At 48.2% G+C, this 20416-nt stretch carries 13 protein-coding genes; 1 reads left to right on the plus strand and 12 read right to left on the minus strand.

The window, feature by feature from the left end; translation table 11 throughout:
• Positions 1 to 87 precede the first annotated feature (87 nt).
• The 3 genes from KJS52_RS07405 to KJS52_RS07415 form a co-directional block, all read right to left on the minus strand.
• Positions 88 to 543 (minus strand): hypothetical protein, encoded by a 456-nt coding sequence (locus tag KJS52_RS07405; protein WP_213514106.1) that lies wholly within the window; start codon positions 541 to 543, stop codon positions 88 to 90.
• Positions 544 to 1100: 557 nt separating this feature from the next.
• On the minus strand, positions 1101 to 2393 hold the full coding sequence (locus tag KJS52_RS07410; RefSeq protein WP_213514107.1) for a TraB/GumN family protein: 1293 nt from the start codon (positions 2391 to 2393) through the stop codon (positions 1101 to 1103).
• Between the two features lie 147 nt (positions 2394 to 2540).
• Positions 2541 to 3554: an LLM class flavin-dependent oxidoreductase gene (locus KJS52_RS07415; protein WP_213514448.1), complete on the minus strand. Its 1014-nt coding sequence runs from the start codon at positions 3552 to 3554 to the stop codon at positions 2541 to 2543.
• A 108-nt stretch (positions 3555 to 3662) separates the two neighbouring features.
• Between KJS52_RS07415 and KJS52_RS07420 the strand changes: the two genes are divergently transcribed.
• A complete protein-coding gene (locus tag KJS52_RS07420; protein WP_213514108.1) occupies positions 3663 to 6581 on the plus strand; it encodes a DEAD/DEAH box helicase in 2919 nt (972 codons plus the stop codon).
• Positions 6582 to 6664: 83 nt separating this feature from the next.
• On the opposite strand, the gene KJS52_RS07425 is transcribed toward KJS52_RS07420, so the two are convergent.
• The 9 genes from KJS52_RS07425 to KJS52_RS07465 form a co-directional block, all read right to left on the minus strand.
• Positions 6665 to 7678, minus strand: coding sequence for an HD domain-containing phosphohydrolase (locus KJS52_RS07425; RefSeq protein ID WP_246563277.1), 1014 nt, complete (start codon positions 7676 to 7678; stop codon positions 6665 to 6667).
• Between the two features lie 776 nt (positions 7679 to 8454).
• A complete protein-coding gene (locus KJS52_RS07430) occupies positions 8455 to 9183 on the minus strand; it encodes an HAD family hydrolase (RefSeq protein WP_213514109.1) in 729 nt (242 codons plus the stop codon).
• A 190-nt stretch (positions 9184 to 9373) separates the two neighbouring features.
• Positions 9374 to 11974 carry a beta-mannosidase gene (locus tag KJS52_RS07435; protein WP_213514110.1) on the minus strand — a complete coding sequence of 867 codons (2601 nt, stop codon included), beginning with the start codon at positions 11972 to 11974 and terminating at the stop codon, positions 9374 to 9376.
• Positions 11975 to 12018: 44 nt separating this feature from the next.
• Positions 12019 to 13503 carry a glycosyl hydrolase gene (locus tag KJS52_RS07440; RefSeq protein WP_213514111.1) on the minus strand — a complete coding sequence of 495 codons (1485 nt, stop codon included), beginning with the start codon at positions 13501 to 13503 and terminating at the stop codon, positions 12019 to 12021.
• Positions 13500 to 14678: an SGNH/GDSL hydrolase family protein gene (locus KJS52_RS07445; protein ID WP_213514112.1), complete on the minus strand. Its 1179-nt coding sequence runs from the start codon at positions 14676 to 14678 to the stop codon at positions 13500 to 13502. Before KJS52_RS07445 ends, KJS52_RS07440 begins: the two co-directional genes overlap by 4 nt.
• An 88-nt stretch (positions 14679 to 14766) precedes the next feature.
• A complete protein-coding gene (locus KJS52_RS07450; RefSeq protein ID WP_213514113.1) occupies positions 14767 to 15864 on the minus strand; it encodes a glycosyl hydrolase in 1098 nt (365 codons plus the stop codon).
• 45 nt (positions 15865 to 15909) lie between these two features.
• On the minus strand, positions 15910 to 16887 hold the full coding sequence (locus tag KJS52_RS07455) for a carbohydrate ABC transporter permease (RefSeq protein ID WP_373871350.1): 978 nt from the start codon (positions 16885 to 16887) through the stop codon (positions 15910 to 15912).
• Positions 16888 to 16950: 63 nt separating this feature from the next.
• Positions 16951 to 17850, minus strand: coding sequence for a carbohydrate ABC transporter permease (locus tag KJS52_RS07460; protein ID WP_213514115.1), 900 nt, complete (start codon positions 17848 to 17850; stop codon positions 16951 to 16953).
• Positions 17847 to 20408: a DUF5696 domain-containing protein gene (locus tag KJS52_RS07465; RefSeq protein ID WP_213514116.1), complete on the minus strand. Its 2562-nt coding sequence runs from the start codon at positions 20406 to 20408 to the stop codon at positions 17847 to 17849. Before KJS52_RS07465 ends, KJS52_RS07460 begins: the two co-directional genes overlap by 4 nt.
• Between the last annotated feature and the right edge of the window lie 8 nt (positions 20409 to 20416).

Below are 20416 nucleotides of genomic sequence, written 5' to 3' on the forward strand. Positions count from 1 at the left end.
TGGGTGGGAATATGATTTCCCTGCCCTAGCGCGAGCCTCTACGTCAATTACACTTAAAGCTTAATACCGAACGACACGAAGTGCTTATTATTGTGCGATCTTTAAGACGATCCTTTTAGCAGTTTCTTTCTCTACAAAAACGGAACTACTTCCTGTCAGCTCTATTGTTCCAGAATCTTCACTCGTAAACCAAAACCTGCTTATATCAAAAATATAGTCGAAGACAAATTTGCCTTCATTCACAAAAATAATTCTTCGTTTCATATCCGTTTCCAAGCGATCCAAATTACATTTAACCCCAACAATCTTATCGATAGCTTCTCCATTAAGAAAAGGATCCTCTAGTATGTAAGCTCTATCCCAGACAAAAGGAGTAAGATCTGCAAATTGGACAGTACGATTCGTATCCTTCAATTTTACAATATTCTGCTCAATAGTTTCAGAGAAATCACCTGTCTTCCCGTTAGTTGAGAGTGAGAATACCAAATACCCTATAGCAATAAGTCCAATAACTCCAACTAATAGCAGTGCAACTCTTCTCATATGTTTCTCCAAAGTTTAAAAATTCGGCTTTCAGGACCAAGAAGATGACACGCTACTAGAAGGCGAGGAGCGCAGCGTAGATAGACCTACGTGAGCACTGGAGCCTTCGGTAGCGTGCCATATTCGACGTCGACTAAGCTACGAAGCACCGCACCGTCATCAAAGTTCGGCTTTTTGAACATCCTCTTTCAATAGAGTTCAAAAAGCCGGGCTTTCAGGACCAAGAAGCTTGGGCGCTAGTAGAAAATGAGGAGCGCAGCGTAGATACCTACTACGTGAGCACCGGAATTTTCGCTAGCGCCCAAGATTCGCCGTCGACTAAGCTACAACGCAACTCATCGTCATCAAAGTTCGGCTTTTTGAACAACCTCTTTCAATGAAAGTTTAAAAATTCGGCTTTCAGGACCAAGAAGATGGCACGCTACTAGAAGGCGAGGAGCGCAGCGTAGATAGACCTACGTGAGCACCGGAGCCTTCGGTAGCGTGCCATATTCGACGTCGACTATACTACAACGCAATCGCATCGTCATCAAAGTCGGATTTTTGAACAACCTATTTTAAAGGCGTTCTACTTTGTATCCTCTCTTCTCTAGCATCGCAACAATACTATCTTCTCCAGCAAAGTGCAACGCTCCCGCGATAACAAAGTACGTTTTATATTGAGTATCGTTCAAATACTGCTCAATTTTATCAGTCATGCCAGCATTGCGCTTGGTTAGCAAGGCATTGTAATATTCAGGTGAAGCAATTTTCATAGATTGAGCGATCTCCGTTAAGCCTTCCAAATCGCCTGTAGTCCAAATATCGATAAGCGTATCTGTTCCCGCTCCGACTTCATAGCCTTCAAATGCATACTCATATTGCATCACTGTCTCTAGCAAAAGCTGCTCTTGCAGCTCAGGAGAAAAGCCTGCCAGCATTTCGTATTGCTGCAAAAAGCTTTCCAATTCACCAATTGGCAGCTCATCCTCATCAGCCTGCAGCAAGAAATGCATGTCTACACCGTATACGGAGTCTGCATCTCCTTCATCAAAGCCGGAAGACAGCATTGTATTGATGAACCAGACTTGATAGGTTTGGAATTCTTCCAAATCCTCGCCTTCAATTTCCAGCTTTTTCGCAAGCTCCATAAGTGCTTTATAGGCTTCGGCAGACAGATGATCCTTTATAGTTGTGCCGTCCTGGTATGTGAACAGCTTCTCTAGTTCCTTCATCTCTTCTTCCGTTGGATCTTTTGTTATGTCTACCTCAGTTACGACGATATCGGAAGCTTCATAAGCCTTATTAATTTCATCACGCAGCGGATACATTTTATATGTACCTACATGAATCGAGCCTAGCATATATACGGTTTGCTCGCCCTTTGTTACTTTCCACAGGAAGCCTTCTGGCGGAGTATGCTCCTCTTCAGGCTCCAGCATGCTGTAGTCATCCTCCATATATATGGAAGAAGTAGCTGCATCCCATCTTGTTGTCGTGACGGTAACTGGCTCCAACTCTCTTATTGGCGCATAATAAGTATTATTGCGATAGATTAAGTCCAGCTTTTCTATTACAACTTCATCAAATTCTATTACTTTCAGCGTATCAACTTCGATGATAGATTCATAGCCATACCAATCTAAAATTATTTGTTTTTTGGTGCTTTTGTAACGTACCTCATATTCCAGCTCCTCGAAGAAGCTACGCAAAGGCACGTACGTTTTGCCTTTTTCCACAAAAGCAGGCTCAGTCATATCGAGCTTTTCTCCGTTATAATAGACGGAAATGCCGCTTGACTGCGCTTGAACAGGGATCGCAATGGCAAATACGAGCAAGATTGCTACTAAACTAGTTAACCATTTCTTCATTAATTGTTTCCCCTCCTGAAACATTTCATGGTGCTTTTTCGCTTCTACTTTACTGTACTTAAACTTGGTACTATCTAGCAGCAGCCAAAAAGATAATAACTCTCATAGTATAGCATCTTGCTCCATATATTACCATACAGTCATTGCTTAATTTTTCAAGTTCATCACTTCAGCTAGCATTTGGAAAGACCTTAAGCGTGCTTGATGCTCGTAAATATATGCGGTCGCCATCACCTCATCAACATCCGTTGCCTTGATCAATGCTTGCAGCTTCTCTTTTACAGTTTGCGGGCTGCCAATAATTGATGATCCAACCTGCTGCTCCACCATAATTTTTTCTTGCGGCGTCCAGACCAGATCCATGTTTTCCACCGGCGGCTTCAATGGTGTACGCTGATTGCGAATAAAGCTAAGAAACATTTGATACATTGAAGTTGCAAGCAAACGAGCTTCTTCATCGCTATCCGCCACAATGACATTGACCGCGACCATGCTGTAAGGCTCGGCATATTGCTCCGAAGGTCGGAAGCTTTGCTTATACAGCTTCAAGGCTGGCACGATATAGGTAGGCGAGAAATGGCCTGCGAAGGCAAACGGCAGTCCTTTCTCCGCTGCTAGCGCAGCACTGAAATCACTGGAGCCAAGCAGCCAGATCGGCACATCTGCACCTTCTCCAGGGATAGCGCGAATCGAATGCTGAACATGAGCCGTAGGCTTCATAAACGCTTGCAGCTCCTCCAGCTGCTCAGGAAAATTAGCACCATTCGTATGTCGCTCACCGCGCAAAGCACGAGCGGTTATAGGATCTGTACCAGGAGCGCGGCCTAAGCCAAGATCGATTCTTCCCGGAAACAATGCATCCAGAGTGCCAAATTGCTCAGCAATCGCAAGCGGCGCATGGTTAGGCAGCATCACTCCACCTGATCCGACACGGATCGTTTTCGTATGTGAAGCAATGTGACCAATGACGACCGCAGTAGCCGAACTGGCAATATTAGGCGCGTTATGATGCTCCGCCAGCCAGAAGCGCGTGTAACCGGCCTGCTCAGCCACCTGAGCCAGCTCAGCCGAGCGCTGCAAGGCATCAGCAACTCCTCCTCCTTCAACGATTGGCGCTACGTCTAAAATCGAAAACGGTATATGTTTGTCCAACTTAATCATCTCCTTTACAGTTACTATAGTAACAATTGCTGATACAATAAGCAAAATTTTATGGAACAAGGTATACTGATGAAAGGACCTCATTCCAATCATAAGGAGGACTTGCATTTGAATGAAGAAATCAAAGCGCTGCAATTACTTAGCATTTTTGAGCGCCAGCAGGCGCGCGGACAGCAGCGAATTCCAATAGAGCTCATATTCCTTTGCTTATTGCAGCCCAAGCATGACGGCTCATACGTGATGGCCTTGGAGCTGACGGCAGCATTGGAGCAAAGAAAGCAATACATCATTACCCAGCCATATCGCTGGCTGGAAGCAGTCATTCAGCGCAAGCCGTACAAGCTGTCGCGCAGTGCCAACTATGATCCTGAGCTTCATACGCTAAATGCGCCCACGCTTGAGCTTTGCAAGCTGCTTTGGCAGTCTGTGCAGGATTTGCCCGTCCATGAAGCAAGCAAGCTAAAACTGCTGCCGATTCCAGGCAGTCTATGGCATAAGCTGGAGCCCTTGCTGCTTCAAGAACGAAATGTTCAGCTGCAATATTATATGGAAGCTTTGCCGCTCGACCAGCAGCTGCAGGCTTTTGAAAAAATCAGCTTTTCCGAGCACAAGCTGCCGCTTACTATTACGATTTCCCGTCTGGAGCAGCACTATTGTCTTAATGGAGAGCAGCTGCAGTGGCTGCTCATTTTGCCTGCCCATGAGCTTGTCTGCTATGACGGAGTTTTCTATCGATTAACTTGGGAGCAAGCCAATCAAATGCTGGCGCTGACAGATCTGCTGCAGCAAAGCGATTGGCAGCTTCTGCTGGAGCAGGAAGCGCTCAGCCAGTTTCTTGATCAAGCGCTGCCGCAGCTGCAGTCCATGCTGCACTTGCAAATAGCCGATGAAATTGCTGAGAAGCTGTCCTCGACACCCTTGCTCGCCAATATTTATCTTGACCGTATACGCGAGAGATTGCTAATCGGTGTGGAGTTTCAATATGGAAGTCTGGCTATTCAGCCTTTTCAACCGCAGCAATCGTCAGCTCTTGACGACCGCATTCTGCTGCGCGAACGGGAAAAGGAAGCGCGCATTCTTGAAATTTTAATGGGGGTAAACGGGATTCAAACGGAAGGCGGCATTATCGTTGAAGGCGATGATGATGAATATGTTTTTTTCCGCACGATACTGCCAGAGCTGAAGCAGCTTGCACAAATTCATGCGACGACTGCCGTCAAGCTGCGCTATGTAACCGAGGACGTCTTCCCGCAGCTCAAGCTGGCATGGGAAGAAAAGAGCAATTGGCTGCAATACAGCTTTTCAATGGCCGGAATTAGTAATCAAGAGCTAAAGCAGCTGCTGCAAGCACTTGTAGAGAAGCGCAAATATTATCGTCTTTCGCAAGGCGCTCTATTGTCGCTGGAGCATCCGCAGTACGGAGCGCTGCTGCGCGTCATGTCACAGCTAGGCCTGCTGCATCCTACAAATTTTGATGATCGCATCCCGCTAGCCAAAGCGATTCCAACAATGCTTACGCTACAAAAGCAGGAAAGCAGCATTGTGCTGTCCCGTTCGCTGAAGCGGTTTATTGAAGGCTTAAGCCAGCCGCAGCAGCACGAAGCAGCGCTGCCGTCTACTATAACGGCTGAGCCAAGAGACTATCAGCTTGACGGCTTTCAATGGATGCACAGGCTGGCCCAGCATCATTTGGGAGGGATTTTAGCTGATGAAATGGGTCTTGGCAAAACGCTGCAGGCGATCATGCTCCTCGCCAGCTTGCATGAAGAGTATCAAGAAGCTGCAGGAAAGCAGCTAGTCATCGCACCCGCTTCGTTAATCTGGAACTGGAAGCATGAGCTGGAGCGCTTTGCTCCTGAGCTTCGTGCACAGGTATTGGAGGGAGCCCAGCTTCATAGCAAGGAGCAGCAGCTATGGCAGCAAGCTGACATATGGATTGCTTCCTACACCTTCGTGCGCTCACAGCAGCAGTTTTTTCAAAGCTGCAGCTTTCTGACCGTTATTTGCGACGAGGCCCAGGCGTTTAAAAATGATTACACAAAAACATCTCAAGCTTTACGCCAATTAACTGCGACTCATAAATTCGCTCTAACAGGCACACCAATTGAAAATCGTCTGGACGAGCTGTGGTCGATTATGAGCTTTGTCAATCCAGCGCTGTTTCCAGATAAAAATCATTGGCTGCAATTGCCGCGAGAAACGCTCAAGCAGATCATCGCTCCGTTCATGCTGAGACGAACAAAGCAGGAGGTCATGCAGGAGCTGCCGCCAAAATACGAATCGACCTTGTACGCGCCGCTGACGATGGAGCAGAAAAAGCTGTATCTATCATATTTGGCGAAGCTGCAGGAGGATACATTGAAGCATCTTGACCGCAAAAGAAAAGGAGAACGCAGAATCAGGCTGCTGGCGGGCATTACCAGACTTCGGCAAATTTGCTGCCATCCCGAGCTGTTCGTGGAAGGCTATCAAGGAGCTTCTGCCAAGCTGGAGCAGTTTTTACAGCTTGTTGAGGAGAAAATTGCGGCAGGCAATCGTATTCTCGTGTTCTCTCAGTTCACGTCGATGCTGCACATTATCGCAAGAGAGCTGCAGTGGCGCGGCTATAGCCATTTTTACCTGGATGGCAGCACTCCGCCAAAGCAAAGAATAGAATCAGTCGATGCCTTTAATCAAGGAGCGCGTCAGCTGTTTTTAATGTCTTTGAAGGCCGGCGGCACCGGCTTGAACGTAACGGGGGCCGACACAGTCATTTTATACGATTTATGGTGGAATCCTGCAGTCGAGCAGCAAGCAGCTGATCGGGTGCACCGAATTGGACAGCAGCTGCCCGTCCATATAATAAGGCTGGTTGCCGAGGGAACGCTTGAGGACAAAATGATTCAGCTGCAGCAGCGCAAGCAGCAGCTGATTAGCGACATATTGGATCATGACGAGCTGGCGGAAGCTTCGTTGTCTGAGGAGGATTTACTAATGCTGCTGCAGCATCAGTTAAACAACGAATCCGCAGAGTCAGGAGAAGCTTGAAGTCGATTGAATTGGGTGAAATTTGTTAACGACTTCAGAACAGTTGCATTTTCGCAATTATACTTGGCAGGAGGCCAGTATTGTCAATCGAGCAAGCCATCCTCATACAAGCTGACAAACGCATCGACAAGATCAGGATCAAATTGCTTGCCCTTTTGTTCAAGCAGCCATTCAATTGCAGCTTTTGGCGTCCACTTTTCTTTATAAGGCCGCTTGGTCGTGAGCGCATCATATACATCAACAACGGTTACAATTCTTGCCTCCAGCGGAATGTCCAGCTGCTTCAGCCGCAGCGGATAACCAGTGCCGTCCCAGCGCTCATGATGATGGAGAATAATATTTTTGGCAACAGAAATTTCGTGCTCGAACAGCTCGTCGTCAAGCTCTCCATTAATTTTATCGAGAATATCGACGCCTATATGCGGATGCATCTCGATGATCGTTCGCTCATAGGGAGCAAGTGAGCCCGGCTTGTAAAGAATGCCCTCAGGAATCGCGGACTTTCCGATATCATGCAGGATGCTGCCGTTTATAATTTGCAAAATATAGGCCGCGGGCAAGGCAAGACGAAATTGCTCCACATATCGATGAACGAGCAGCTCCGTCAAGCTTTGCACGCGGATCAAATGATTTTCAATCCCCGGATCGCGAATTTCGCAGGAAATGGCCAGCACCTTTAATAGAGAGCCTTGCAAATTACCTACGCGCTGCTCATCCAAATAATAGCCTCGCTGCAGCTCCTCCAAATTGCGAAAAACCCCGACATAATAGATTTGCTGCCCGATTTCATACGGGGTGATCGTTATTGAGGAATGCCAAAGCTCTCCGCTGCGCTTGCGATTGGTGAAAATACCAGACCAGGGCAAGCCGGATGATAGCGACTCATGCATCAGCTTATACGTCTCCAGCGGTGTATGCTTGGTGCGCAATATGCCTGCTTTCCTGCCAACCACTTCTTCATTCGTATAGCCTGTAATTCGTTCATAGGCGCGATTGACACAGCAAATGATATGCTGCTCATCTGTAATGATAACTGCATCTGCAAGCTGCAAAATTTGCGCAAAGTGCGGCATTAGCTTTTCATATCGTTCGTTCATCATATGTCCCTCTTCATTATGTATCATTCTTGTTGTACGTTGATAGATTGGTCATCTTAAACTGCGCGTGTTCAAAAAGCTTCCTCAGCGCTACGGAGCAAAGCATCCTTCAGTCGCTTTTTAAAGCGTAATGCTATCTTATTTGAATTTTAAGGTTGCATTACGATGTTAAAGGCGACCCTCTCCGTTTTTCAGAGCTGCGGAGCAAAGCATCCTCCAGTCGCTTTTTAAATCGTATTGCTTATAATTGAATTTTTTAAGGTTGCATTACGATGTTAAAGGCGACCCTCTCCGTTTTTCAGCGCTGCGGAGCAAAGCATCCTCCAGTCGCTTTTTAAATCGTAATGCTTTTATTTGAATTTTTATGGTTGCATTACGATGTTAAAGGCGACCCTCTCCGTTTTTCGGATGCTTTGCTCCTTCGCTGGTGCTCTCTTGCAGCCAGGACCAAGAAGCTGGGCTTTCAGGACCAAGAAGATAGCATGAAGCTAGGGAATGAGGAGCGCAGCGTACGATTTTGGTACGTGAGCACCGCAGGCTCCCGATGAATGCTATATTCGACGTCGACTACGCTACAACGCCAATCATCGTCATCAAAGTCGTGCTTTTGAACTACCCTTCCAATAAAGGTTCAAAAGCTCGGCTTTCAGGACCAAGAAGATGGCACGCTAGTAGAAAATGAGGAGCGCAGCGTAGATAGACCTACGTGAGCACCGGAATTTTCGCTAGCGTGACATATTCGACGTCGAGTGATCTCCAACGCAATCACATCGTCATCAAAGTCGTGCTTTTGAACCCTCCACTAAAAATTGATAGAGTTCTGCTAGGTTTGTTGCCTCACCAGTCAGCTCGATCGCTTCTGGGCGCTGCTGCTGGCGATGATTGAACCAAACCACGCTCCACCCTGCTCTGTGCGCTCCTACTACATCATTACGCCAGGAATCGCCGACATATGTACAATGTGCAGGATTTGTCCCTGTCTGTTTATTAATAAGCTGAAAGATTCGCGGATCAGGCTTGTCGATTCCATAAGCGCCTGATATGAAGATATGCTCGTTGGCAATCAGCTTGTCCAGTCCTAGCGCTTTGATTTTACGCCGTTGATGCGCCTCAGCCCCGTTAGTTAGCAGACCAACCAGCACTCCCCTTGCCTGAAGCTGTTGAATAAGCTCCTTCATTCCAGCAAAGCATTCAATCTCAAATTGACAGCTCAAATAGGCCTGCTGAATCTCCTCAGCCTCCTGTTCAGTCAGCGCCAGGGAAAATTCCTGAAGCGCCAGCTGAAAGCGGCGTCTGCGCATTAGCTCGGTGGACGCGCCTTGCTCCATCTGCCCTGCGCCGCCCAGCTCATGCGAGAGCAGGTCGCTATAATAACGCATTCGGTGGTAGGCTGCCTCATAAGGAAACTGTTCAATATGCGCTGCCCATGGCTGTACCGCTTTGCGGAATGGAATTAAATGATCATACACTGTATCGTCTACATCAAAAAATATCGCTTGTTTCATAACGCTCTCCTCAATGAAGTCAATGATTCTATTGTAGCAGAAAGAATGAAGGAGTGGGCACGGCAAATAAAAAAGGGTGTTCAAGGCCAGTGAATACTGACAGCTTGAACACACCTTATTGTTTGTGAACCATTCAGCACTTCAGAGCAATGCGTTGCTCCAAAGCTGTTGTCTTTAACAGCTGCTAATGTTATTCAGCAATCGTTGACGAAGCATGCACAATATGATCGTACATCGATTGTACGACAAGCTTGCCTGAGCTAGCAGGCTGGTAGGTGCTGCCTCCCGTGAACCGCTTAAAGGTTACGGTATGAGGCTTGCCTGGCATAAGGTCGAAGTAATTATCAGACCATACACCATCATGCTCGGCTACTAGCACAACCTGTTTCGCTACAACATCGCTAATCAGCGTTACTGTCGTCGCTTGCTCATGATGCTGCTCCTGAACTGAAATCTCAGGCTTCAACAGCTGCAATTGCTGGTTTTTCACGAAGTAATGCTCGTAGCTGGTTCGCTCTCCCGCTTCACTGAGCCAGGAAGCAGCCAGCACAATCTCTTCCTTCGACTGCCCGGCAAGCCAATCCGCGAGCGGCAAGCTTTCTATAAGCTGAGCGGTATTGCATGGAGAAGCAATCTCCTTGCTTGCTGAACGCAGCAGCTTGCCTGAGGTGCTAAACAGCTCCAGTGTAAGCACACCGTTTTCCGATTGCAGACGGTCAGACACTAGATAGATATTAAGTGCATCAGCTTGCTCCTGCGCTGTCAGCATCACTGGTGCAAAGCTGCGCTTCGCATAATAATGCAGCGCCTTCCAGCGTCCGTAATAGTCAATGCCCGCCCATGAAGCGACTGGCCAGCAATCATTCATTTGCCAGTATAGCGAGCCCATGCAGTATGGCATGTTGCGACGATGTGCCTCAATCGCCATTTTCATCGCATCGGCCTGCAGCACCTGGCTTAAGTAAAGGAAGCTTTTGAAATCAACAGGCTGCTGCATATAGATATCCATATATTCCTTAATTAAACGGTTGCCATCTCCGTTTTTCTGATGAGCCTTCATTACGTTGGAATCGATGGCCAGCTCATCCTCCTCAGCAAAGCTGCGAATCGTGCGATATTCCGGGAATGATTGAAAGCCGTACTCGCTCATAAATCGGCCAAGCTTAATATGATAGTTTTCAAATGGCTCGACATTATGCCATACGCCCCAATAATGAACATCGCCTTCATTCGTTCCCGGATTCGCATGCTGAGCCTTGCTTGCAGACAAGGACACGAGCGGAGAGGACGGCCAGTAATCGACTGAAGCATGCAGCTCGCTTATTACATCAGGCAGCAGCTCATGGAAAATTTTCTCATAATCGCTCCACAGCTTTTCTCGCTGCTCGGCAGTAAACTGCTTTTTCCAGCCCCAGCCTGCATCCTCATCATAATGCGCCCATGCCGAATCGATCTCATTGTTGCCGCACCATAGCACAATTGAAGGATGGTTGCGCAATCTGATTACATTATCGATCGCTTCCTGTCTAACACTTTCCAGAAACTGCTCATCACCTGGATACATGCTGCAAGCGAACATAAAGTCCTGCCACACCATGATCCCGTACTCATCGCACAAATCATAAAAAACATCAGCCTCGTACACGCCGCCGCCCCATACGCGCAGCATATTCATATTAGCCTCGGCTGCTGCAAGCACCTCTGCATGATAGCGCTCCTCTGTCACCTCGGTAATAAAGCTGTCGTTCGGTATATGATTGGCCCCTTTAGCAAATACAGGCACATCATTCAGCTCAAAGTAGAAGGAAACGCCCGAGCCCTGCTCATCGCGCTTGCGCACCAGCTTAACGCTGCGCAGTCCTGTCTTGACGGTTTGAGCTGCAGTGTAACTCCTATCCGGCTGTTCAGAGCTCACCTCGGCAGTAAATGTATAGCGATGTGGCTCTCCCAGGCCGCGGCTCCACCAAAGCTTAGGCTGAGCAATCATAATCGGCAGTGTCAGCTCCTGAACGCCCGAAGTGTGCTGGAGCTGCAGTTCCCACGCTCCAGTTCCAGTTCCAGTTCCAGCTTCAACTTCTGCTTCAGCTGCAACCTTCAGCTTAAGATTGCCGCTTTGCTTCGCTTCCACCTTGACCCGTGCCAGCAGGCTTGCCTGCTGCTCGTTAACAGATAGCTGATCAATATACAGATCTCGTATAATAACGCCTGACCAGCCAACAAGCTCAACAGGCTTCCAAATGCCGCTCGTCACAAAGCGCGGCCCCCAGTCCCAGCCATAATGGTAAGGGGCTTTGCGGGCAAATATACTAACTCTTTCCTCGCCCAGTCCTCCTAGCTCGGACTGGTCATTCGCAGCAGGCAGCTGATAGCCAAGCGCTCTTAGCTTTGGCAAATCCTCCTTGATCGGTGAGCGAAACACGATTCTCAACTCATTGCTTCCTGCAGCAAGCTTTCCTGTAACATCTACATTCCAGCGGCGAAACATATTGTCGGCCGCCAAGATCAGCTCATCATTCAAATAAACATTCGCATACGTATCCAAACCGTGGAAGTGCAGCTCCTGCACCTGCTCCTCCAGCAGCTCAGCTGATGGAACAAAGCTGGTCTTGTACTCCCAGTCCAGCTTGTCGATCCATTGCAAATCATGCTCATTTGTGCCGTAGAAAGGATCGGCAATTCGTTTCTGACGAAGCAAGTCAGTGTGGACACAGCCAGGCACCTGCGCAGGCAGCCATTCTGTATTGTCTGTTGATTTAAATATCCATGAATCGATCTTCGTTGTTTGGCTCATAATCTTCCTCCACCATTCCAATATTATGTTTGTGAACTTCCTGTCTATTCTTCTTGATTAGCTTTATTGAAGGGTAAATCCTCCAAGGTTATTACACGAGGATGATTATAAACCTTGTGTAAAAACGATGGGCTATTATGCTTGCCATCCATCGTAAAATCTCCATTCCATGTGATGAACAAGCCCCAATTGGCTCCGTACGCCTCCATAGCATCCGGATCAGGTATCGAGCCGTTTTCCATCATGGCGATATATTTAGTGCCGCCAGTCAGCTCAACGAGCGCATCGTAATAATTTACAATAGGGCTATGGTCTCCTGCAACAGGATAGCTGTCATAGCTGACAATATCGACAACATCATCGCCCGGATACCAATCAGGATCTACGGAGTTCCATACCCAAATCAAATTGTTGAGCTTATGCTCATTTACAAATCGATCATACATGATGCGATACAGCTCCTTGGCCGCTTCAGGTCCGCTCGCTCCCCACCAGAACCAGCCGCCTTCCGCTTCATGCAGTGGTCTGAACAGTACGGGCACATCATTCAGCTGCAAAATTTTAATTTGCTGGGCAATGACATCCATATCGGAAAGCAGCAGCTTATACTCTTCGCTTTCCTTGTCTGCCACCGCCTCAGCGAGATTAAATGTAACAGCATCAGTATAAAAGCCTCTCCACCATTCCTTGCCCGGCTCGTCAATCAAGCCTGTCGGCGCATTCCAATGCCAAAGAAAGGTAACGATCCCGCCTTGCTTATGCCAGGACAGAGCTGCTTCAACCTCGGATGAACGCGAGCCGTTTGCTGCTCTTGTAGGTGAATACTCAATAAAATCAAAGCCTACAATAGCCGGCCGTTTACCCGTCATATTTTCGATATCGATAATGTGCGAATAAAGCTGCTGACCGCTAATAATGTACTTGCCAGCCTGCTCATTCAAATAATTCATCAGCGCGACAGCTTCTGGCGTAGCGTTAGGATTGCTCAGCTTTGCCGTAGTTGGCGCTGCGCTCAATTGACTGTCATCATAGCGCTGCAGCTCGACATAGTCGATATCGAAATAACCCCAGCCGCGCCGCAGCTCAATGTTGCTTTGTCCTTGCTCGAGTAATACGCGGGTCGCTTTCTTTACCGTAAACGTGCTGCTTTCTTCAAAGCTCACCTTGCCAAATGGTTGATCATTCAAATACAGCTCCGATTCCTTGTAGCCACCTGCTGCGCGATAGCCAATATAGAGCGTGTACAGACCCGCTTCTTCGACGGTTACCGGTATTATCGCATAGTCGGTTTCATCGGTAAAATCGGTAATATAGCCGTTGCCTGAATAGCCTGTCGCATCTGAAGCTATTCGCGTGCCATGCAGCTCGCCAAGCTCCGCTTCGAATCTTATACGAGGAGCTTCCTTTCGCTCCCCGCTTTCTCCATCAGTTCCCTGCAATGCCTTAGTCACTGCAACTAAAGCAATCGTAACGATAATAAGGACGCACATTGCAATCATTACACGCAGCTCGCGCTGCTGATTTGTCACTGAATAACGCCCACCTTTCCAAGACGAAAGAACAGCTGCTCACCGTCAAGCTCTCGCTGCGGCTCTGCTACGACAAGCTCAAAGGTATGTCTTCCTTGCGCAAGCTCATCGCCGCAATCAAACAAGCGCAGCCAGCCGGATTCCCCGACCCAGTCCGGCAGATCGCGGTCAGAATACTGCCATTCGCCTTCGTCGATCCTATAGAAAAATTCAGCAGAGCGAGCACCATAATCGAACACAAGCATTAAGCCGCGTCCTTCAAAGACAAAGCTTAGCCCGGCGCCCAGCTGCTTCGTTTCCAGCATCAGCTCCACCCATTCGCAGCCGTGCCAGCGCAACTCAAGCCATTCTCCGGTCGTAGCAAGCTGGCTCAACGGCAGCTCGCCAACTCGCTCCCAGCACAGTGGATCAAGCGGCTCTGGCAGCTCAGCTTGCGTTGTAGCTGGTAGTGCAGCTGGCGCCTCAGTCGGTGTTGCTGCTTCAGCCTGCCGTAAAGCATGGTCGTCGGCTGCCTCGGCAGCAAGCAGAAGCTGCTCAGGCTGCAGCAGCTCCCGCTGCAAGCAAGCGATGACACACTCAGCATAAATGCGGCTTCCCTGTTCCTTTGGATGCAGGCCGTCAGGCAGCCATTGCTCCATCGACAGCCTGCCGCTTGCTACCTGCTCCAGACCGTACTTGCCGAGCCAAATCGAAGAGATTTGATAATATTGAGCGAGCCGTTCCAGCTCTGCAATTGTCGCTGGGTATTGTCCGCGCTCCATGTCCTCCTTCATCGATTCTGAAAACGTATAGACAAATATAATATCGTTAACCCCAGCCTTACGCAGCTGACGAATTAGTCCTTCTCTCGTTCGCTGCCTTCTAATGGAGCTGGCCTGTTCATCATTGACCGCATACTCAACAAATACTGCATCGCAGCGACGGCCAATAATGTCCCGCTGCACTCTCAGCACTGCCAAATCACTGCCCGTTGCGCCAATTGCCGCATTTTCCACACGAAATCGCACAGTCGGGTAATGGCCGCTCAGCCATTCCATCACGTATTCTGGCCAATTATGCCGCGGTCTGGCATCGGTTATGGATCCTCCCAAAAAACCGATCGTAGCCATCCCCCTGCGCATTGCTTGATTCCACTGCTGCAGCGGTCTACGAACGTTTATAGTAGGATGCTTCATGATAACTCTCCTTCATAAATCTCCTTCTTCTAATTAGAAGCTTCTATTTAGAGAGTGTTCAGAAAGCAAAGCTTTTGAACACGTCCTGCTAAGCTCTTAAATTTGGCAGCTGGTCTCTCGTTATTGAACGTTCATCATGATAGAAATCGATCATTGCCTGACGCTCCGTATAGGCATCACAATACGTATAGCGCTTATTGCGGTGCATAATAGCGGGCGCCTCGTTCTCGTTCCGATTGCCAGCAGGCTCGGTCTGTCCAGATCCGCTTTTTTCGGCATTTGCCCCTGTCTGCTCGCATACAAAGCCGCCGTACCAGGTGCATTGCCAAAGCCACATTGCGCCATCCTGCTGCATTTGATCAAGTGAAGGCAGAACGCCATTTTCCGATAAAGCGATCAGCTTAGGCGTTTCCGTATAGCTTGCTGCCTGCTGGAAGCGTCCAAGCTGCGAGCTGTAATCATGCTGTGGAGCGTAGATGTCCTCGCCGATGATGTCAACATATTCGTCGCCTGGATACCAATCCTTATGCTGACCGTTCCAAACCCAAATTAAATGATCCAGCTTATGAACCTCAGTCAAGCGATGGTACATGTAACGCCAAAGCTTGATGCACGGCTCGGGACCATGCGCTCCCCACCAAAACCAGCCGCCGCTCGCTTCATGCAGCGGTCGCCACAGCACGGGAACCTTCTCATCCTGCAGCCGCTTTAGTTGAGCTGCAATCGCGTCAATATCGCGTACGAGCAGCTTGAACAGCTCATTGTCCTCATCTGCCATCGCCTCGGCAATATTGAAGCTCGTCGCCTCGGTATAAAAGCCGCGGTCCCAGCTTCGTTCAGGCGGCAGGTCGAGCAGTCCCAAAGGCGCGTTCCAATGCCAGCAGAAGGTAACAATGCCACCGTCCTGCCACCACCCAATCGCTTCTTCAACATCGCGGCACGTCGAGCCTCGCTCGACGCGCGAAGGCGAATAGTTCATCATATCATAGCCGTAGACAGCCGGATACTTGCCTGTTGTAGCAACAATGACGTCCAGCTCTGGCTGGGCGACTACGCCAATTTGCTGCCCCGTCAGCACCTTCTTGCCATAGATGCTGCACAGATAGGCCATCAATTGATTTGCTTCCTTTGATGCTTGCTTATTAATGAGCGTAGGCTCTACTGAGTAAATTTGTTGCAGCAGCATATGTTTTCCCCACTTTCCCCATCGTTGTCAGATGTTGCTTGTTAATTAGCCTACAATTCCTGTGCGCTCGATGCTTTCTACGAAGTAGCGCTGCACGACCAGATACATTAGAATAAGCGGAGCAATCGCCAGCAGGATGCCTGTATCTACAACCATCGCAACATGGTTTGGATCTGCCTTAAAGCCGGAGCCATGCGCATAGCCCATTAGTGTCGGAATAAACTGATTGGCCTGCGAGGACAGTGTAGATACCTTTAACGACATCAGCTCCATCCCATTCATAAACAGCGTCGTATAAAAGGTGTCGTTATACTGCCATACAAAGCAAAACAATACGACTGTAATAATGGGCGGAATCGCGTTCGGCAGCATAATGCGAAAAAACGTCTGAATACCACCCGCTCCATCAATTAGTGATGCTTCTTCAATTTCCTTCGGCAGCCCTTTGAAAAATTGACGGAATATATAAATGAACAAGCCCGCCTTCAAGCCGATTGCTGTTGCAGAGGTAATAATCGAGGGCCAATACGTGTTAATGAGATTAACGCCCGATTTTCCTGTAAACAACGAAATAATGCCGAGAAAATCAAAATTTTTGAAGTGCAGGTAATAAGGCAGCATTAACGTTGTTGATGGCACTAAAATCGTCATAATAACGAACGTAAACAGCAGTTGATTTCCTGGGAAATTAAATCTGGCAAAGCCATAGCCTGTTAAGGCGCAGCTTGCAGCCGTCAACAACGTCGTAATTACGACAAAGAGCAGCGTTTTTCCCAGCATCGGAAAGTAATCAAGTATGCCCATCGCCAACTGCACATTTTCCCATGTAAAATGAACGGGAATCATATAAATGGTAGGGTTGTAAATATCCGTTTTATCCTTGAATGCAACTGCAATTTTTTGCAGGATCGGATAAATAATAATAAATGAAATGCCGATGACCAGCAGCGCGCGAAAGATCGAATACACGACATCAAAAAAGCGCTGCATCGCTTTTTGCTTGCGATAATAGCTGTCATCCATTAATGATTTGCTCATTGCTTCCTCACCTCTTTCATTGCTGTCCTCGGAGTTCTCAGACACTCCCTAGTTATAGTGAATTTTTCTTGAAAGCACCAGCCCTATTATAATTAGCACAAGCGCCACTACGATCGTATAAATCCATGACATCGCTGCACTTAACCCGAAGTTTTGCGTCTCAAAGGCAACAGAATAGATTAGCGTTGTCACTGGACTGCTTGTAAAGGAGTCAATAATCGTATAAATAATGTTCGTCAAAATTAACGGGCTGACCATTGGAAATGTAATTTTCCAAAAGCACTCGTAAGCGGTCGCTCCTTCCATTTTGGCAACCTCATACATCGAGCTAGGCACAGCTTGCAGCGCTGCCAGGAAAATTAAAATTTGCACGCCCGAGCTCGTAATGATGTCATAGATTCCGAGAATCGCCGACACGATATAATCGACAAACGATCTCGGCAAGCCTACATCAAGCAGCATGTAGACAATTGACGTAACATTATAGCTGGAAAGCTCTGCTTCCATCTCATTCAAATAAGCCCCGCTGCCAATCAAATTGATCAAGCCTGCTTGCTCTGCCGACGAAATTGCATTGGAGGCTAGAATAACTGGCAAGAAAAATATGGCGCGAGCGAGCGTACGACCGCGAAACTTTTGGTTGAGCAGCGTAGCCGAAAACAAGCTGAAAAATAAAATCATCGGCACACTAATTAGCATTTGCCCAACCGAATCAGTAATGACGCGATTAAAATTGGCATCCACTAAAATCGCATTGCGAAAATTTTCAAAGCCTACCGGTTCCAGCGAATAGCCGTCAGGCTGGATGACAAGATCGGTAAAGCTGAACATAAGCGATTGAATAAGCGGCGTCAAATATAAAAACAGAAAACCGACCAGCCATGGCGCAATAAAAACGAAGCCGAGCATAGAGCGCTTGCGCTGCAATGACATAGATTTTAATCTCATCGTTGATCACCGCCTATTGCATAGTTTCTTGCAGCAATGCTCATGCCGTTTACAGTGACCGCATTTTCCGTATAATTGACTACAATCGATTTGCCGTTATCGTATCGCATTTCAACAACACCAGGCTGATGCACGATCCGCTCGACAATGAGCGCACCGCTTACTTGCGACAGCACTTCATTTGCTTCACGGTACATACGAGACGCTTCCTCCAGCCAAATTTCATATTTCGTGGAAAAATATTGATCATATGCTGTAAATTTCAAGTCAGATGAATGGTTATAGCTCCATGTAAAATGCGGATACGCTCCTTGCTCGATTGCCTGCAGCAGCTGCTCCTCAATATCCTGCTCATCTGACAGGTTGACAGCCTGGCTCGCATATGGAATATAGCCGTGCAGCACCATTTGATAGAATGGCACGCTTTCATCCGTAATGCTAAAGCTGCTCGACGATGACGGTACATCAATCAGATGATCGGCATAGGCCCAGGCATAGGCATGACCGCCAACGATAAGCGTTTCCTGCTGCTCGGCCAGCTTGGCCAGCGATTGCTGGGTAATTTGCTTGGCCGTATCGCGATGAATGACTCGTTTCACTCTGTAATCAGAGCCGACCACATTGCCCAGATCGCGCAAGGCGACTCCTGTCAGATCATATTTTTGCTGATAGATGTCTGCAAATTTATTTACGTAATAAGGAAGCTTGGCTGCTGACAGTAAATAGTAGCTGCCCTTTAAGCTGTCCATTCGATTGATCGCCCGATTGTAAGGATACAGCTCTACGACCTCGCGCGTGACAAAGCGTGCCGCATCTGAAGCCGGGGTAAAGCTGAGATCATCCTTATACACGTATTGGAAGGCTACATCAGGAAACAGCATCCCTCCCTGCTGCTCCAGCTGGCTGGCAAGCTGCTGCAGCTCTTTCTTGTCGCCAAGCACAGAATCAAGGCGCAGCTTGACAGGTGTTTTATGCTGGATGCCGCGATCAAACCAGCCCAGATAGCGCATATTGACCGCCTGCACACCGCGCTCGGCCAGCTGCTCAACAATTTCGCCCGCCTGCTCAAAGGTCGTCAAAGCATGCGTCTTTTGATACGGAACGCCTAAAAATGACGTTCGCTTATCGTAGGAGCCGATAATATCGAGATAGAACGGAATTTGCTCGGCTGCTGCCAGTCTAGTCAACACGCCATCCTGCTCAAGATGCTCGCGGTACAATGCGGCCATTCCGCTATAGCTTGCCTGCTCGTTGCTGAGGAAGCTGTAGCGAAGCTGCAAATCTCCCTGATAGCGCTGCTCATTCAAAATTTGAATTTCCTGATATTTGTTGCCTGTATACAGCTCTAAATAATCCTCGCCGCGCAAGCTGAAGGAAGCGTACACGGTGTTATAGGAATTGCGCATGCCATTAATCGAGCTAGTGATGCTGCTGTTTCCTTCCCCTTGAATAATTTCCGCAAACCAGGCTGCATTGCCGTTTTTCAAGCCGTAGACTGGCATGCGCGCCTGCTCGCTTACCATTCCCCGCGCCCAGCGTGTATTGTTCGGATCATCACCGTAGACGCGCTGCACATACTGCTCTTCCTTCGTTTTGCCATTGTTCAAATAGATTAGACTGCCTGAGCCGTCAGGCACAAGCATATAGCCCTCTGCGCTCGCATTAGCCGCCCCGAAGTAAGGCAGCACATCAATGCTGCGCACAAGATAAGTGGTTGGCTCCACGATTTGCGAGGCGGGAATCGTGACAACAAGCTCATCATCAACGAGACGATACTCCATTACGACAGTAAAATTAGGCTTTTCGGCAGCATTGCCCGCGCCACTGCCATGCTCGGCTTCGTCCAAGGCAAGATCCTCCTCGGTATAGCCTGCCTCCTCAAAGGCTGCGACCATTTTATTAAGCACAAGCTTTTTTTCTACCTGGGCGTCAAGCCGTTCCATTACACCCGGATTCGTTTTTGACTCCATATATCTCGCTTTGACATAATTGGCGGTTGCTTCAGGCAAATTGGCCAAAATCAATGTCTCAAAGCGCTCCTTGCTTATAAATTTCGGCAGCGCATCTATTCCTTTGGAAGCATCGCCTAGCTGATAGGTGACTCGCAAGCCGTCAGGAATAGCCTCCGCTTGAAACTGCTCGTTCATAATGCTCTTCTCATGATTGGAATACGTATATAAGTTCCCTTCCAAATCGCGATACTGCAGCACAAGCTGCGAGGCCAATATGCTTTGCTCGTAGCCTGAAGCCAGCGTATCCGCTTCACGATCAACAGGATTGCTGTACCAGGTTACGCCACTGGCAAGATCGGTTACAGCGATCTCTGTCGTTTCCTCATTGTAATGCAGCACCAGCTTGTCGTTTTTCGCAACGGCCTTCATTCCTGCAACTTCAGGCTGGGCAACGCTTTTCAGCTCTGTGCCTGCTTCAGGCTCCGCAATCGCTGTAAATGCCGCGACATCTGCCGCAGGCACGCCGCGATTCAATATTGCAATCAAACCGGCGATCAGCCCGACAGTCAGGAGAGCACCGAGAATGATATATCGTTTCTTGTTCATTGTTATGG

The sequence above is a fragment of the Paenibacillus montaniterrae genome (assembly GCF_018403185.1).
Classification (GTDB): domain Bacteria; phylum Bacillota; class Bacilli; order Paenibacillales; family Paenibacillaceae; genus Pristimantibacillus; species Pristimantibacillus montaniterrae.

Coding starts and splice junctions, on each gene's coding strand:
- KJS52_RS07405 (WP_213514106.1), bottom strand. CDS start 543: ATGAGAAGAGTTGCACTGCTATTAGTTGGAGTTATTGGACTTATTGCT.
- KJS52_RS07430 (WP_213514109.1), bottom strand. CDS start 9,183: ATGAAACAAGCGATATTTTTTGATGTAGACGATACAGTGTATGATCAT.
- KJS52_RS07435 (WP_213514110.1), bottom strand. CDS start 11,974: ATGAGCCAAACAACGAAGATCGATTCATGGATATTTAAATCAACAGAC.
- KJS52_RS07450 (WP_213514113.1), bottom strand. CDS start 15,864: ATGCTGCTGCAACAAATTTACTCAGTAGAGCCTACGCTCATTAATAAG.
- KJS52_RS07415 (WP_213514448.1), bottom strand. CDS start 3,554: ATGATTAAGTTGGACAAACATATACCGTTTTCGATTTTAGACGTAGCG.
- KJS52_RS07455 (WP_373871350.1), bottom strand. CDS start 16,887: ATGGATGACAGCTATTATCGCAAGCAAAAAGCGATGCAGCGCTTTTTT.
- KJS52_RS07465 (WP_213514116.1), bottom strand. CDS start 20,408: ATGAACAAGAAACGATATATCATTCTCGGTGCTCTCCTGACTGTCGGG.
- KJS52_RS07410 (WP_213514107.1), bottom strand. CDS start 2,393: ATGAAGAAATGGTTAACTAGTTTAGTAGCAATCTTGCTCGTATTTGCC.
- KJS52_RS07445 (WP_213514112.1), bottom strand. CDS start 14,678: ATGAAGCATCCTACTATAAACGTTCGTAGACCGCTGCAGCAGTGGAAT.
- KJS52_RS07425 (WP_246563277.1), bottom strand. CDS start 7,678: ATGAACGAACGATATGAAAAGCTAATGCCGCACTTTGCGCAAATTTTG.
- KJS52_RS07460 (WP_213514115.1), bottom strand. CDS start 17,850: ATGAGATTAAAATCTATGTCATTGCAGCGCAAGCGCTCTATGCTCGGC.